The 15509-nt window shown below is 55.6% G+C and carries 12 protein-coding genes and 1 tRNA gene; all 13 read left to right on the top strand.

Going from position 1 to position 15509, the window contains the following annotated elements; all coding sequences use genetic code 11:
- The first annotated feature begins 65 nt into the window (after positions 1–65).
- Positions 66–141 (top strand) — tRNA-Trp (locus Q669_RS15120).
- Between the two features lie 33 nt (positions 142–174).
- The gene (gene secE / locus Q669_RS15115; RefSeq protein WP_011784235.1) at positions 175–543 is read left to right on the top strand and encodes a preprotein translocase subunit SecE; all 369 of its coding nucleotides are present in this window, start codon (positions 175–177) and stop codon (positions 541–543) included.
- A gap of 12 nt (positions 544–555) precedes the next feature.
- The gene (nusG, locus tag Q669_RS15110) at positions 556–1089 is read left to right on the top strand and encodes a transcription termination/antitermination protein NusG (protein WP_011784236.1); all 534 of its coding nucleotides are present in this window, start codon (positions 556–558) and stop codon (positions 1087–1089) included.
- Positions 1090–1206: 117 nt separating this feature from the next.
- The gene (gene rplK / locus Q669_RS15105; protein WP_011784237.1) at positions 1207–1638 is read left to right on the top strand and encodes a 50S ribosomal protein L11; all 432 of its coding nucleotides are present in this window, start codon (positions 1207–1209) and stop codon (positions 1636–1638) included.
- A 1-nt stretch (position 1639) separates the two neighbouring features.
- On the top strand, positions 1640–2338 hold the full coding sequence (gene rplA / locus Q669_RS15100) for a 50S ribosomal protein L1 (protein ID WP_011784238.1): 699 nt from the start codon (positions 1640–1642) through the stop codon (positions 2336–2338).
- 219 nt (positions 2339–2557) lie between these two features.
- A complete protein-coding gene (gene rplJ / locus Q669_RS15095) occupies positions 2558–3088 on the top strand; it encodes a 50S ribosomal protein L10 (RefSeq protein ID WP_014420483.1) in 531 nt (176 codons plus the stop codon).
- Between the two features lie 40 nt (positions 3089–3128).
- A complete protein-coding gene (rplL, locus tag Q669_RS15090; protein WP_011784240.1) occupies positions 3129–3503 on the top strand; it encodes a 50S ribosomal protein L7/L12 in 375 nt (124 codons plus the stop codon).
- A gap of 242 nt (positions 3504–3745) precedes the next feature.
- Positions 3746–7822: a DNA-directed RNA polymerase subunit beta gene (rpoB, locus tag Q669_RS15085; RefSeq protein ID WP_036149865.1), complete on the top strand. Its 4077-nt coding sequence runs from the start codon at positions 3746–3748 to the stop codon at positions 7820–7822.
- A gap of 76 nt (positions 7823–7898) precedes the next feature.
- Entirely contained in the window at positions 7899–12113 is a 4215-nt protein-coding gene (rpoC, locus tag Q669_RS15080; protein ID WP_011784242.1) for a DNA-directed RNA polymerase subunit beta', read from the top strand.
- Between the two features lie 166 nt (positions 12114–12279).
- Positions 12280–12654, top strand: a complete 375-nt coding sequence (gene rpsL, locus Q669_RS15075) for a 30S ribosomal protein S12 (protein WP_008174844.1) — start codon at positions 12280–12282, stop codon at positions 12652–12654.
- Between the two features lie 115 nt (positions 12655–12769).
- Positions 12770–13240, top strand: a complete 471-nt coding sequence (gene rpsG, locus Q669_RS15070; RefSeq protein ID WP_011784243.1) for a 30S ribosomal protein S7 — start codon at positions 12770–12772, stop codon at positions 13238–13240.
- A gap of 18 nt (positions 13241–13258) precedes the next feature.
- On the top strand, positions 13259–15364 hold the full coding sequence (gene fusA, locus Q669_RS15065; protein WP_023011585.1) for an elongation factor G: 2106 nt from the start codon (positions 13259–13261) through the stop codon (positions 15362–15364).
- 34 nt (positions 15365–15398) lie between these two features.
- The coding region (locus tag Q669_RS19415; RefSeq protein WP_227501124.1) for a GTP-binding protein at positions 15399–15509 on the top strand (111 nt) is incomplete at its 3' end.

Genomic DNA, 15509 nt, shown 5'->3' with positions numbered 1-15509 from the left:
GTCGCCAAGATCATCGAGTAACCTTCGGGTTACTCGTTTGTTGTTGCGCTGAGTTGTTTCGGTGCAGGCCAGTAGCTCAATTGGCAGAGCAGCGGTCTCCAAAACCGCAGGTTGGGGGTTCGATTCCCTCCTGGCCTGCCATTTTTCAACATCCGGATACATAAGCTGATTCCTATGGAGTCAAAAGCCGTTCAGTCGACCAGCCGTTTCGATGCTCTGAAATGGCTGGTTGTTTTTGTTCTGATTGCCGTTGGTGTGGTTGGTAATCAGTATTTCAGTGCCGAGTCTGTGCTGTATCGGGTTCTGGCTCTTGTTGGGCTGGGTCTTGTTGCTGCATTTGTTGCGCTGCAGACCGAGCGTGGCCGTCGTTTTGCCACCCTGTTGAAGGAAGCACGCGTAGAGATCCGGAAAGTCGTCTGGCCCACCAGGCCTGAGCTGGTTCAGACCACGATTATTGTTGTGGTCTTTGTTCTGGTTGTGGCTCTGATCTTGTGGGGTATGGATTCGCTGATCAGCTGGCTGGTCGCCGGCTTCATCGGCTAACGGGAGTGGGCAATGGCTAAACGCTGGTACGTCGTTCATGCGTATTCTGGCTTTGAAAAGCACGTAATGCGCACTCTGAAGGAGCGTGTGGCGCTCGAAGGCATGGAAGACAAGTTTGGCGAGATCCTGGTTCCGACCGAGGAAGTCGTCGAAATGCGCGATGGCAAGAAGCGCAAGAGCGAGCGCAAGTTCTATCCCGGGTACGTATTGGTCCAGATGGAAATGGATGATGCCTCATGGCATCTTGTCAAGAATACTCCTCGGGTACTCGGCTTCATTGGTGGTACCAAGGACAAGCCGGCACCCATTACCGAACGCGAGGCTGAGGCAATCCTGCGTCGTGTAGAAAGCGGTGCTGACAAGCCCAAGCCGAAGACCTTGTTCGAGCCGGGTGAGATTGTACGCGTTGTTGAAGGTCCGTTTGCAGACTTCAATGGCGTTGTTGAGGAAGTCGACTACGAGAAGAGTCGAGTTAAGGTTGCGGTCCTGATCTTTGGCCGTTCAACTCCGGTAGAGCTGGAGTTTGGTCAGGTCGAGAAAGACTGAGCGTAGCCTGAAAACCTGAGAGCTCGCGCGCCACGGCGACGCGGGCTTTTTGTGTCTGCTGAAGGCAGTTATATAAACGGGGAGCCGAAAGGCGTCAGAACCCACAGGAGAACTATCATGGCAAAGAAAATTGAAGCCTATATCAAGCTTCAGGTTGCTGCCGGTCAGGCCAACCCGAGTCCCCCCGTTGGTCCGGCCCTGGGTCAGCGCGGCGTAAACATCATGGAATTCTGTAAGGCCTTCAATGCCAAGACTCAAGGCATGGAGCCGGGCTTGCCGATTCCGACTGTCATCACTGTATACAGTGATCGCAGCTTTACCTTTATTACCAAGACCCCGCCGGCGCCGGTGCTGCTGAAAAAAGCGGCTGGCATCAAGAGCGGTTCCGGTCGTCCGAACACGGACAAAGTGGGTACGGTAACCCGTGCTCAGCTGGAAGAAATTGCCAAGACCAAAGAGCCGGATCTGACTGCTGCCGATATGGAAGCAGCGGTTCGTACCATTGCCGGAACTGCCCGCAGCATGGGCCTGAACGTGGAGGGTCTGTAAGATGGCAAAGCTGAGCAAGCGTCAGAAGCTGATTCGTGAAAAAGTAGACTCTACCCGTGCCTACTCGGTTGATGAAGCGGTAGCACTGTTGGCCGAGCTGGGCCAGAACGTCAAGTTCAAAGAGTCTGTAGACGTAGCCGTTAACCTTGGTGTTGATGCGCGCAAATCTGACCAGGTCGTACGTAGCAGCACTGTTCTGCCGCACGGTACTGGCAAGACTGTTCGTGTAGCTGTGTTCACTCAGGGTGCCAATGCCGAGAAAGCCACTGCTGCCGGCGCAGACGTGGTAGGTATGGACGATCTGGCTGACGAAGTGAAGAAAGGCAATATGGACTTCGACGTGGTTATTGCCACTCCGGATGCCATGCGTGTGGTTGGTCAGCTGGGCCAGATCCTGGGTCCCCGCGGCCTGATGCCGAACCCGAAGGTTGGTACTGTAACTGCAGACGTTGAGACTGCGGTCAAGAACGCCAAAGCCGGTCAGGTTCGTTACCGTACTGATAAAAACGGCATTATCCACGCTCCGCTGGGTAACGTTGAATTCTCTGCGCAGAACATCAAGGAAAACCTTGAAGCTCTGGTGGCAGATCTGAAAAAGGCCAAGCCTGCATCGTCGAAGGGTGTGTATCTCAAGAAGATCACCATCTCTTCCACGATGGGTCCTGGCCTGACTATCGATCAGGGTACTCTGAGCATCTGAGGCTCTGAACGGTAGTTACTTTGTAGTCTGGGCGGAAGCCAAGGCTGTCAAAGACCGCAGGCCCCCGCAGCGCCCTCTTGAAGGGCGCCTCAAGGGTTAAAGCAACGCCTGCGCAGACGGTGTGACGACGTTCTCTCTGAACCCAAACACCGTTAGGCGTCCCGCGAGGGACATAGATGGGTTTGCTGGCATAAGCCGGCGAAATCGAGGAGAAAACCAGTGGCAATTAGACTCGAAGACAAGAAAGCGATCGTCGCTGAAGTCAACGAGACTGCTGGTACTGCTCTGTCTGTGGTTTTGGCTGACTACCGTGGTGTCACCTCAGGTGACATGACGGCGCTGCGTGCCAAGGCTCGTGCCGAAAACGTGCGTCTGAAGGTTGTTCGTAACAACCTGGCAAAGATCGCGATTCGTGGTACCGAGTTCGAGTGCATTGATCCGGCGCTGGTTGGTCCGACCATTCTGGCTTTCTCAATGGAAGATCCGGGTGCCGCTGCGCGCCTGCTGAAGGATTTTGCCAAAGAGAAAGAGGCGTTCGAAATCAAGGGTCTGGCTGTCGGCGGTGAGCTGATGGGTGCAGAACAGATTGATCGCCTGGCTACGCTGCCGACGCTGCACGAAGCGTTGACCAAGCTGGCCATTGTTACACAGGCACCAGTTACCAAGCTTGCACGTACCCTGAACGATATTCCGGGCAGGATCACACGTGTTGTAGCTGCAGTCCGGGACCAGAAGCAAGACGCTGCTTGATTCTGTTGAACACCATTTTTTACATTTTTGGGAGAAAGTCATGGCTCTGTCTAAAGACGATATTTTGAATGCAATTGCTGAAATGAGCGTAATGGAAGTTGTTGAGCTCGTAGAAGCAATGGAAGAGAAGTTTAACGTTTCTGCTGCTGCCGCTGTTGCTGCCGCTCCGGCTGCTGCCGCTGCTGGCGAAGCCGCCGAAGAGAAGACCGAGTTCGACGTAGTTCTGACCGGCGCTGGCGAGAAGAAAGTAAACGTTATCAAGGCCGTTCGTGAACTGACTGGCCTGGGTCTGAAAGAAGCCAAGGAAATGGTTGACGGCGCACCTTCTACTGTTAAGGAAGGCGCAAGCAAGGACGAGGCTGAAGAAGCCAAGAAGAAGCTTGAGGAAGCAGGCGCTTCTGTTGAGCTCAAGTAAGAGTCGGCTGTTGATCGACACCGTGCGTTAAGCATGGACGGGCTGGTGGCTTCGTGCCACCGGCCTTTTTCTGTTGTATATGCTATAGAGTCTGGTGTGCAATTGCAGGTTGATGTCAGATCTATAACCTACAGCCAGAGTCTTGTTCAAGACGGCGCGATAAGCCGAGCAACTCGGCCCCGAAGCAGAACATTTGATTGCTTCTTGATACCAGGTATCAGGTCTAAAGCTGGGGAATGCAGATGACTTACTCCTACACTGAGAAAAAGCGGATTCGCAAAGACTTTAGTAAATTGCCTTCCGTGATGGAAGTCCCCTATTTGCTGTCAATTCAGCTGGATTCGTTCCGGGACTACCTCCAAATGGAAACTGCGCCTGAAGACCGCCGGGAAACTGGTCTTCATGCAGCATTCAAATCCGTATTCCCGATCGTCAGTTATTCTGGCAACGCCGCGCTCGAGTATGTGAGCTACCGAATCGGCGAGCCAGTCTTTGACGTCAAGGAATGTCAGCTCAGGGGCGTAACTTACGCCGCGCCGCTACGGGTGAAGGTCCGCCTGATCATTTATGATAAGGAATCGTCCAACAAGGCGATCAAGGACATCAAAGAGCAAGAAGTCTACATGGGCGAAATGCCCCTGATGACCGAGAACGGTACCTTTGTTGTTAACGGTACCGAGCGTGTTATTGTTTCCCAGCTCCACCGTTCACCTGGTGTGTTCTTCGATCACGACAAGGGTAAGACCCATTCCTCCGGCAAGCTGTTGTACTCAGCCCGGGTGATTCCTTACCGTGGCTCCTGGCTCGACTTCGAGTTCGATCCGAAGGATTCTGTGTTCGTTCGTATCGACCGTCGTCGTAAGCTGCCAGCCTCAATCCTGTTGCGCGGTCTGGGCTATACCTCCGAGCAAATGCTCGAGATGTTCTTTGAAACCAGTAAGTTCAGCCTGGGCGCGGAAGTGTGCAAGCTGGAGCTGGTACCAAGCCGTCTGCGGGGCGATATCGCAACCTTCGACATCAAAGACAATGACGGCAACGTGATTGTTGAAGAAGGTCGCCGGATAACTGCCCGTCACATCAAGCAGCTGGAAAAAGCCGGTATCACCGAGCTGGAAGTGCCGACCGAGTATCTCTACGGTCGTGTCCTGGCCAAGGACATGATCGATCAGTCTACCGGCGAAGTGCTGGTAGAATGCAACACCGAACTGACCGAGGAAGTGGTTACCAAGATCCTTGATGCCGGTGTTAAAGACATTGAAACCCTGTACACCAACGACCTGGATTGCGGTCCGTTCATGTCGGATACCCTGCGTATCGACCCGACCCGCACCCCGCTCGAAGCGTTGGTGGAAATCTACCGCATGATGCGCCCGGGCGAGCCGCCTACCAAGGAATCTGCGGAGAATCTGTTTAACAACCTGTTCTTCTCCGAAGAGCGTTACGATCTGTCCGCCGTTGGCCGGATGAAGTTGAATCGTCGCCTGGGCCGGGAAGAAAGCACCGGCGAAGGCACGCTGACGCACGACGATATCATCGACGTACTGAAGACCTTGATTGCCATCCGTAACGGCCAGGGCCAGGTGGACGACATTGATAACCTGGGCAACCGTCGTGTGCGTTGCGTGGGTGAAATGGCCGAAAACCAGTTCCGTGTTGGTCTGGTGCGTGTTGAGCGTGCGGTGCGTGAGCGTCTGAGTCTCGCCGAAAGCGAAGGCCTGATGCCGCAGGATCTGATCAACGCCAAGCCGGTTGCGGCCGCTGTGAAAGAGTTCTTTGGCTCCAGCCAGCTGTCCCAGTTCATGGATCAGAACAACCCGCTGTCCGAGGTTACTCACAAGCGTCGTATTTCCGCGTTGGGCCCAGGTGGTCTGACCCGTGAACGCGCCGGCTTCGAAGTCCGTGACGTACATCCGACCCACTACGGCCGTGTGTGCCCGATCGAGACTCCGGAAGGCCCGAACATCGGTCTGATCAACTCGCTGGCAACCTACGCCCGGTCCAACTCCTACGGCTTCCTTGAGAGTCCGTACCGGAAGGTGGTCGATGGTGTGGTGACCGACGAGGTGGTTTACCTCTCTGCGATTGAAGAGAGCAACTACGTGATCGCCCAGGCCAGCGCTGCTACTGATGAAGGCAAGCGTCTGACTGATGAGCTGGTTACGGTGCGTCACCAGAACGAATTTACCGTTGCGCCTCCGGAAGCGGTTAACTTCATGGACGTATCTCCGCGCCAGGTTGTGTCGGTCGCGGCGTCTCTGATCCCGTTCCTGGAGCACGACGATGCCAACCGGGCCCTGATGGGTGCGAACATGCAGCGTCAGGCGGTGCCGACACTGAAGTCGCAGGTGCCGCTGGTGGGTACCGGTGTTGAGCGCACGGTGGCTCAGGACTCTGGCGTGTGTGTAACCGCACGTCGCGGCGGCGTGATCGAAAGCGTGGATGCAGCCCGTATCGTGGTTCGCGTCAACAACGAAGAAACCGAAGCCGGTGATGCAGGTGTGGATATCTATAACCTCACCAAGTACACCCGCTCCAACCAGAATACCTGTATCAACCAGCGTTCTATCGTGCGTCAGGGTGACGTGATTGCCCGTGGCGATGTGCTGGCGGATGGTCCATCTGTGGATCTGGGTGAGCTGGCTCTGGGTCAGAACATGCGCATCGCGTTCATGCCCTGGAACGGTTACAACTTTGAGGACTCCATTCTCATCTCCGAGAAAGTGGTTCAGGAAGACCGTCTGACCACCATCCACATTCAGGAACTGACCTGTGTGGCTCGTGATACCAAGCTGGGCAGCGAAGAAATCACCGCAGATATTCCGAACGTGGGTGAAAGCGCACTGTCCAAGCTGGATGAGTCTGGCATTGTCTACATTGGTGCGGAAGTTGGCCCCGGCGACATTCTGGTTGGCAAGGTGACGCCGAAAGGCGAAACCCAGCTGACCCCGGAAGAAAAGCTGCTGCGTGCCATCTTTGGTGAAAAAGCCTCTGACGTTAAGGACACTTCTCAGCGTGTGCCGACCGGTACCCGTGGTACGGTCATTGACGTTCAGGTCTTCACCCGTGACGGTATCGAAAAAGATGCCCGTGCGCTTTCGATCGAGAAAGAGCAGCTGGACAAGTATCGTAAGGACCTGAAAGACGAGTACCGCATTGTTGAAGGTGCGACGTTCGAGCGTCTGATGGCCGCTCTGAAAGGTCAGGAAGTGATCAGTGGTCCAGGTCTCAAGAAGGGCGCGAAGCTGGACGAAGCCTACCTGGCGGAACTGCCGCGAGCCGACTGGTTCAAGCTGCGCATGAAAGACGAAGCTTTGAACGAGTTGCTGGAGAAGTCCGAGCAGGGCCTCGAGGATCGCAAGAAAGAGCACGAAGCTCGCTTTGACGACAAGAAGGGCAAGCTTCAACAGGGCGACGATCTGGCTCCTGGCGTACTCAAGATTGTTAAGGTTTACCTGGCAATCAAGCGTCGTATTCAGCCGGGCGACAAGATGGCTGGCCGTCATGGTAACAAGGGTGTTATCTCTGCGGTTATGCCGATTGAAGACATGCCCTACGACGAGTTTGGCAATACCGTCGATATCGTTCTGAACCCGCTCGGTGTACCGTCGCGGATGAACGTTGGTCAGGTGCTTGAAACTCATCTGGGTGCTGCGGCGAAAGGCCTGGGTGAGCGGATCAGCCGCATGCTTGATGAGCAGCGCAAGGTGGCTGAGCTTCGCAAGTTGCTGGACGAGATCTACAATCATTCGGACGAAGTGTTCAAGGTTGACCTTGACAGTCTGACTGACAAAGAGATTTTCGAGCTGTGCAACAACCTGCGTGGTGGCGTTCCCATGGCAACACCGGTCTTCGATGGTGCCAAGGAAGCCGAGGTGAAGAGAATGCTTGAGTTGGCTGGCCTGGATACTACCGGTCAGACCAAGCTCTATGACGGCCGTACCGGCGATGCATTTGATCGTCCGGTAACCGTTGGCTATATGTACATTCTCAAGCTGAACCACCTGATCGACGACAAGATGCACGCTCGTTCTACCGGCTCTTACAGCCTGGTTACCCAGCAGCCGCTGGGTGGTAAGGCTCAGTTCGGTGGCCAGCGCTTCGGTGAGATGGAAGTCTGGGCTCTGGAGGCATACGGTGCCGCCTATACCCTGCAGGAAATGCTCACCGTCAAGTCTGACGACGTAAACGGTCGGACCAAGATGTACAAGAACATTGTCGATGGCGATCATCGTATGGAGCCGGGTATGCCTGAATCCTTCAACGTTCTTGTCAAGGAAATCCGCTCGTTGGGTATCGACATCGAGCTGGAATCCGAGTGAGCCGAATTGTTTTTGGCAGCGTGAGCGGGCACTCCGTGTGCCCGCCCGAGATTAACGCCATCCGGAGCTTTAACTGATGAAAGATTTGCTGAATCTTCTCAAGAGCCAGAATCAGAGCAAGGAATTCGACGCCATCCGCATTGGCCTGGCGTCGCCTGACATGATTCGTTCCTGGTCTTTTGGCGAAGTAAAAAAGCCTGAGACCATTAACTACCGTACCTTCAAGCCGGAGCGTGACGGTCTTTTCTGTGCCAAGATCTTCGGCCCGATCAAGGACTACGAGTGTCTGTGCGGAAAATACAAGCGCCTCAAGCACCGCGGTGTCATTTGTGAAAAGTGTGGTGTCGAGGTTGCCTTGGCGAGCGTTCGTCGTGAGCGCATGGGCCATATTGAGCTGGCCAGCCCGGTCGCCCATATCTGGTTCCTGAAGTCGCTGCCGTCCCGCATCGGTCTGATGCTGGACATGACCCTGCGTGATATCGAGCGGGTTCTGTATTTCGAGAGCTTTATTGTTATCGATCCGGGCATGACCACTCTGGAGAAGGGCCAACTGCTGAACGATGAGCAGTATTACGAAGCCCTGGAAGAGTTTGGTGACGAGTTCGACGCCCGCATGGGTGCGGAAGCCGTCAAGCAATTGCTGGAAGACATCGATCTGCAGGCTGAAGTTGACGCGCTGCGCGAAGAAATTCCGCAGACCAACTCCGAAACCAAGATCAAGAAATTCAGCAAGCGCCTGAAAATTCTGGAAGCGTTCCTGTATTCCGGTAACAAGCCCGGCGACATGGTCATGACCGTGCTGCCGGTTCTTCCGCCGGACCTGCGCCCGCTGGTTCCGCTGGATGGTGGCCGTTTTGCCACTTCCGACCTGAACGACCTGTACCGTCGGGTGATCAACCGGAACAACCGTCTCAAGCGCCTTTTGGAGCTGAATGCTCCGGACATCATCGTGCGTAACGAGAAGCGGATGCTGCAGGAAGCTGTGGATGCCCTGCTGGATAATGGCCGTCGTGGCCGTGCCATCACCGGCACCAACAAGCGCCCGCTGAAGTCCCTGGCTGACATGATCAAGGGTAAGCAGGGTCGTTTCCGTCAGAACCTGCTGGGTAAGCGTGTTGACTACTCCGGCCGTTCGGTGATCGTGGTAGGTCCGTACCTGCGCCTGCATCAGTGCGGTCTGCCGAAGAAAATGGCTCTGGAGCTGTTCAAACCGTTCATTTTCTCAAAGCTTGAGCACCGCGGACTGGCGACCACGATCAAGGCCGCCAAGAAAATGGTCGAGCGTGAGGAAGGCGTGGTCTGGGATATCCTGGATGAGGTCATCCGTGAGCATCCGATCCTGCTGAACCGTGCGCCGACCCTGCACCGTCTGGGTATCCAGGCGTTCGAGCCGGTTCTGATCGAAGGTAAGGCCATTCAGCTGCACCCGCTGGTGTGTGCGGCCTACAACGCTGACTTCGATGGTGACCAGATGGCGGTACACGTACCGCTGACTCTGGAAGCCCAGCTCGAAGCCCGCGCGTTGATGATGTCTACCAACAACGTGTTGTCGCCCGCCAACGGCGAGCCCATCATCGTACCGTCTCAGGACGTGGTACTGGGACTGTACTACATGACCCGTGAGCGTCACGCCGCTCTGGGTGAAGGTATGGTCTTTGCTGACGTCAAGGAAGCCCATCGCGCTTACGGTGCCGGTCAGGTTGACCTGCAGGCGAAGGTTAAGGTTCGGGTCAAGGAAGTTGCGGTTGACGAAGACGGTAATCGTACCGAGAGCTTCCGCATTGTCGATACCACCGTTGGTCGCGCTCTGCTTTACGATATCGTGCCGGACGGCCTGCCGTTCGAGATCGTCAACAAGCCGATGGTGAAGAAGGCGATTTCCAACCTGATCAACACCTGTTACCGGGATGCTGGTCTGAAAGACACGGTCATCTTCGCTGACCAGTTGATGTACATGGGTTACCACTACGCAACCCGTTCCGGTATCTCGATCGGCTTTAACGATTTCGAGATTCCGCCGGAGAAGTACGAGCTGGTGGATGCAGCCTCCGACGAAGTAAAAGACATCGAAAACCAGTACGCATCCGGTCTTCTGACCCAGGGTGAGAAGTACAACAAGGTGATCGACATCTGGTCCCGTGCCAACGACAAAGTGTCCAAGGCAATGATGGAGCGTCTGTCCAAAGAACAGGTTATTGGTCCTGATGGCCAGCCAGTGAAGGGCGAAGACGGTGAAGACCTGATGCAGGAGTCCTTCAACTCCGTCTACATGATGGCCGACTCCGGTGCGCGGGGTTCCGCCGCCCAGATCCGTCAGCTGTCCGGTATGCGTGGTCTGATGGCCAAGCCGGATGGTTCCATCATCGAAACGCCGATTACGGCCAACTTCCGTGAAGGTCTGAACGTACTCCAGTACTTCATCTCGACGCACGGTGCTCGTAAAGGTCTGGCGGATACCGCACTGAAGACCGCGAACTCCGGTTACCTGACCCGCCGTCTGGTTGACGTGTCTCAGGATCTGGTGGTGACCGAGGAAGACTGTGGTACCGATGAAGGTCTGCTGATGACGCCGCACATCGAAGGCGGCGACGTGGTTGTGCCGCTGGGCGACCGGGTTCTGGGTCGTGTGACGGCTCGCGATGTGTTCACGCCGACTGACAAGGACAACGCCGTTGTTCCTGCGGGCACACTGCTCGACGAGAAGACCGTCGAAATGGTTGAGCGCGCGGGTGTAGACGAAATCTGGGTACGTTCTGCGATTACCTGTGAGACCCGTCACGGCATCTGTTCCAAGTGTTACGGCCGTGATCTGGCCCGTGGCCACCAGGTGAACGTGGGCGAAGCGGTAGGTGTTATCGCTGCCCAGTCCATCGGTGAGCCTGGTACCCAGCTGACCATGCGTACCTTCCACATTGGTGGTGCCGCGAGCCGGGCGTCTGCGGTAGACAATATCCAGGTGAAGCATGGTGGTACGGTACGCCTGCACAACCTGAAGTCGATCGAGAAAACCGACGGTTCGCTGGTGGTGGTATCCCGTTCCTCCGCGCTGGCCATTGCCGATGAGCAGGGGCGTGAGCGCGAGTGGTACAAACTGCCGTACGGTGCCGTGCTGTCTGTGAAGAACGGTGATCAGGTAGAAGCCGGTGTTGTGGTTGCCAAGTGGGATCCGCACACGCACCCGATCATCGCGGAAGCGAAGGGCACCGCCAAGTTCGTCAACATGGAAGAGGGCATTACTGTCCGTACCCAGGCTGACGAGCTGACCGGTCTGTCCACGATGGAAGTGATTGACCCGAAAGAGCGTCCGGCTGCGGGTAAGGACATTCGTCCGGCCATTCAGCTGGTCGACGACTCGGGAGAGGAAGTGGAGCTGCCCGGGGGCGGTACCGCGATCTTCTTCCTGCCGGCCAACGCTCTGGTAACCATGGCGAATGGTGCCAAGATCGAGCTGGGTGATGTGGTCGCCCGTATTCCGCAGGAAAGCTCGAAGACCCGGGACATCACCGGTGGTCTGCCTCGGGTTGCCGACCTGTTCGAGGCCCGTCGTCCGAAAGAGTCCGCGATCCTCGCGGAGATCAGCGGGGTGGTTTCCTTCGGTAAAGAGACCAAAGGCAAGAAGCGCCTGGTGATCACGCCGAAGGATGATGATGCCTATGAGGTTCTGATTCCGAAGCATCGTCAGCTCAACGTGTTCGAAGGTGAAACCGTTGAAAAGGGTGAGGTGATCTCGGATGGTCCGTCGAACCCGCACGACATCCTGCGTCTGCTGGGTGTGGTCGAGCTGGCCAAGTACATCACCAACGAAATCCAGGACGTGTACCGTCTGCAGGGCGTTGTCATCAACGATAAACATATCGAGGTTATCGTTCGCCAGATGCTGCGCAAGGTCGAAATCACCGATCCGGGTGATACCACGCTGCTGTCGGGCGACCAGGTAGAAATTACCCAGGTGATGGAAGAGAACGAGAAGGCGAATGCGGCAGACAAAGAGCCTGCACGCTTCGAGCGTCTGCTGCTTGGTATCACCAAGGCATCGCTGGCGACCGAGTCCTTCATCTCTGCGGCCTCGTTCCAGGAAACCACCCGGGTTCTGACCGAGGGTGCGGTGACTGGCAAGCGGGACTACCTGCGCGGTCTGAAGGAAAACGTGGTGGTAGGGCGTCTGATTCCGGCCGGTACAGGGCTTGCCTATCACAACGAGCGCCGTCGCAAGCGTGACCTGGAAGAGCAGGGCGTGACTGCGGCCGATGTTGAAGAAGCTCTGAGCGCCGAACTTAACCGCGAAAGCTGAGTTCGAGCGCGCCACCCTCGGGGTAGATACCTACCTCCAGGGTGGTTAAAAAGAGATCAGTCATCTTGACTGGCTCGGGGCGCAAGCTTAAACTTGCGTCCCTTAAATTTTACCCCCTGCATTGGGGGTAAGTTTCATTGGTATGGTTTTTTTGGAGTTTGCTTACATGGCAACGATTAATCAGTTGGTGCGTAAGCCTCGTAAGCGCAAGGTAGCCAAGAGCGACGTTCCCGCGCTCCAGGCTTGCCCTCAGCGCCGTGGTGTGTGCACTCGTGTATACACCACTACGCCGAAGAAGCCGAACTCAGCACTGCGTAAAGTGTGCCGTGTTCGCCTGACTAACGGCTACGAGGTTTCCTCATACATTGGTGGTGAAGGTCACAACCTTCAGGAGCACAGTGTTGTGCTGATCCGTGGCGGTCGAGTAAAAGACCTTCCGGGTGTGCGCTATCACACTGTTCGCGGTACTTTGGACACCCAGGGTGTACAGAACCGTAAGCAGGGCCGCTCCAAGTACGGTGCAAAACGACCCAAGTCCTGATGTCCCGAGCGGGTGTCTTTTATCGTTGCTTGTCAGAACGGTAAGAGTAAGGCTGAGTAGCAGATAGCTATCTCAGGGGTTCCTGAAGACCTTTTAGATATATAAGGGCTTATCGATGCCTAGAAGAAGAGTTGCAGCTAAGCGGGAAATCATTCCCGATCCGAAATTCGGCAGTGCACGTCTTGCCAAGTTCATCAACCACGTGATGGAAAGCGGTAAGAAGTCTGTTGCAGAGCGCATTGTTTATGGCGCGCTCGATATTGTTGCCGAGAAATCCAAGGAAGAGCCGATCGAAATGTTCGAGAAGGCCCTGGAGAACATCCAGCCGATGGTGGAAGTAAAATCCCGTCGCGTGGGTGGCGCTACTTACCAGGTGCCTGTAGAAGTACGGCCTTCCCGTCAGAACGCGCTGGCTATGCGCTGGCTCGTCGAATACTCACGGAAGCGTGGTGAGAAGTCCATGGCGCAACGTCTGGCCGGCGAAATTCTTGACGCGGCAGACAGCAAAGGTGCTGCGGTGAAGAAGCGCGAAGACGTGCATCGTATGGCAGAAGCCAACAAAGCATTCTCTCACTTCCGTTTCTAACAAGCCGAGGTTTATATCGTGGCACGCAAGACTCCTATCAAACGTTACAGAAACATTGGTATCTGTGCGCACGTGGATGCGGGCAAGACCACTACAACCGAGCGTATTCTTTACTACACCGGTCGTAGTCACAAAATGGGTGAAACCCATGACGGCGCTTCCACTACAGACTGGATGGAGCAGGAGCAGGAGCGTGGTATCACCATCACGTCTGCCGCTGTTACAACCTTCTGGCAGGGTATGGACAAGCAATACCCCGAGCACCGCATCAACATCATCGACACACCGGGGCACGTTGACTTCACTATCGAAGTAGAGCGTTCTCTGCGGGTTCTCGATGGTGCCGTGGTTGTGTTCTGTGGTTCCTCTGGTGTTGAGCCGCAGTCTGAGACTGTATGGCGTCAGGCCAACAAGTATGAAGTTCCGCGCATGGTGTTCGTCAACAAGATGGACCGTGCCGGCGCTAACTTTATGCGCGTTGTTGAGCAGATCCGTAACCGTCTGGGCGCGACCACTGTGCCCATCCAGCTGCCGATTGGCGCGGAAGACGATTTCGAAGGCATCGTTGACCTGCTGCGCATGAAGGCCATCTACTGGAACGAAGCTGACCAGGGCATGACCTACGAGCTTCGCGACATTCCGGAATCCATGAAGGCTGAAGCCGAGAAGGCTCGCGAGCAGATGATTGAAGCTGCTGCCGAAGCCAACGAAGAGTACATGGATAAGTATCTGGAAGGCGAAGAGCTGACCTACGAAGAGATCAAGAAAGGTCTGCGCGATCGTACCATCGCCAACGAAATCGTTCTGGCGACCTGTGGTTCCGCGTTCAAGAACAAGGGTGTGCAGGCGGTACTTGATGCCGTTATCGAATTCCTGCCGGCTCCGGATGAGGTTAAAGCCATCCGCGGTGAGGTTGACGACGAAGGTACAGAAGAGACTCGTCCGGTTGACGACGATGCGCCGTTCGCTGCTCTGGCGTTCAAGATCGCCACCGACCCGTTCGTGGGCACGCTGACCTTCTTCCGTGTTTACTCCGGTAAACTGGAATCCGGTAATGCTGTGTTCAACTCGGTTAAAGGCAAGAAAGAGCGTGTGGGCCGTATGGTTCAGATGCACGCCAACGACCGTGAAGAGATCAAGGAAGTTCTGGCGGGCGACATCGCTGCTGCAATCGGTCTGAAGAACGTGACCACCGGTGACACCCTGTGTGACGAGAACAACAAGATTGTTCTGGAGCGCATGGAGTTCCCTGAGCCGGTTATCTCTGTGGCGGTTGAGCCGAAGTCCAAGGCAGACCAGGAGAAGATGGGTGTGGCGCTGGGCAAGCTGGCCCAGGAAGATCCTTCGTTCCGTGTTCGCACCGACGAAGAGTCCGGTCAGACCATCATCTCTGGTATGGGTGAGCTTCACCTGGACATCATCGTTGACCGTATGCGTCGCGAGTTCAAGGTTGAGGCCAACATCGGTAAGCCTCAGGTCGCTTATCGTGAATGCATCCGTAAGCCGGTTGACGTTGAAGGTAAATTCGTTCGTCAGTCTGGTGGTCGCGGCCAGTACGGTCACGTAAAAGTGAAGTTGGAGCCGCTGCCTCTGGATGATGAAGATGGCGAAAACTTTATCTTTGTGAACGAGATCGTTGGTGGTGTGGTTCCCAAGGAATACATTCCGGCGGTTCAGCAGGGTATCGAGGAGCAGATGCAGAACGGCTGTCTGGCCGGCTATCCGCTGCTGGGTATCAAGGCGACGCTGTACGATGGTTCCTACCACGACGTCGACTCCAACGAAATGGCGTTCAAAATCGCTGGCTCCATGGCGATGAAGAAAGGCGCCCTCGAAGCAAATCCTGCCCTTCTTGAGCCGATCATGAAGGTTGAGGTTGTTACCCCTGAAGATTACATGGGTGACGTTGTTGGCGACCTGAACCGTCGTCGCGGCCTCGTGCAGGGTATGGATGAGAGCCCTGCGGGCAAGGTCATCCGTGCAGAAGTTCCGTTGTCGGAGATGTTCGGTTACGCCACCGACCTGCGTTCTGCAACACAGGGCCGGGCGTCTTATGCGATGGAGTTCTCCCGCTATGCGGAAGCTCCTTCGAACATTGCCGAAGCGATCATTAAAAAGGGTTGATCCCAGGACTTAAGAAACAGGAAGAGGTGTAACCGTGTCCAAAGCAAAGTTTGAGCGTAACAAGCCGCACGTAAACGTGGGCACCATCGGTCACGTTGACCATGGTAAGACCACTCTTACAGCCGCCCTGACTCGTGTATGTCAC

The sequence above is a fragment of the Marinobacter sp. C1S70 genome, from assembly GCF_000475355.1.
Classification (GTDB): domain Bacteria; phylum Pseudomonadota; class Gammaproteobacteria; order Pseudomonadales; family Oleiphilaceae; genus Marinobacter; species Marinobacter nauticus.
Note: the sequence above shows the minus strand (reverse complement) of the source record. Positions and strands in the feature narration are given on the sequence as shown.

What these genes read in the sequence shown, in the direction of transcription:
- secE (WP_011784235.1), top strand. Translation starts at nt 175, where the DNA reads ATGGAGTCAAAAGCCGTTCAGTCGACCAGCCGTTTCGATGCTCTGAAA.
- nusG (WP_011784236.1), top strand. Translation starts at nt 556, where the DNA reads ATGGCTAAACGCTGGTACGTCGTTCATGCGTATTCTGGCTTTGAAAAG.
- rplK (WP_011784237.1), top strand. Translation starts at nt 1,207, where the DNA reads ATGGCAAAGAAAATTGAAGCCTATATCAAGCTTCAGGTTGCTGCCGGT.
- rplA (WP_011784238.1), top strand. Translation starts at nt 1,640, where the DNA reads ATGGCAAAGCTGAGCAAGCGTCAGAAGCTGATTCGTGAAAAAGTAGAC.
- rplL (WP_011784240.1), top strand. Translation starts at nt 3,129, where the DNA reads ATGGCTCTGTCTAAAGACGATATTTTGAATGCAATTGCTGAAATGAGC.
- rpoB (WP_036149865.1), top strand. Translation starts at nt 3,746, where the DNA reads ATGACTTACTCCTACACTGAGAAAAAGCGGATTCGCAAAGACTTTAGT.
- rpoC (WP_011784242.1), top strand. Translation starts at nt 7,899, where the DNA reads ATGAAAGATTTGCTGAATCTTCTCAAGAGCCAGAATCAGAGCAAGGAA.
- rpsL (WP_008174844.1), top strand. Translation starts at nt 12,280, where the DNA reads ATGGCAACGATTAATCAGTTGGTGCGTAAGCCTCGTAAGCGCAAGGTA.
- rpsG (WP_011784243.1), top strand. Translation starts at nt 12,770, where the DNA reads ATGCCTAGAAGAAGAGTTGCAGCTAAGCGGGAAATCATTCCCGATCCG.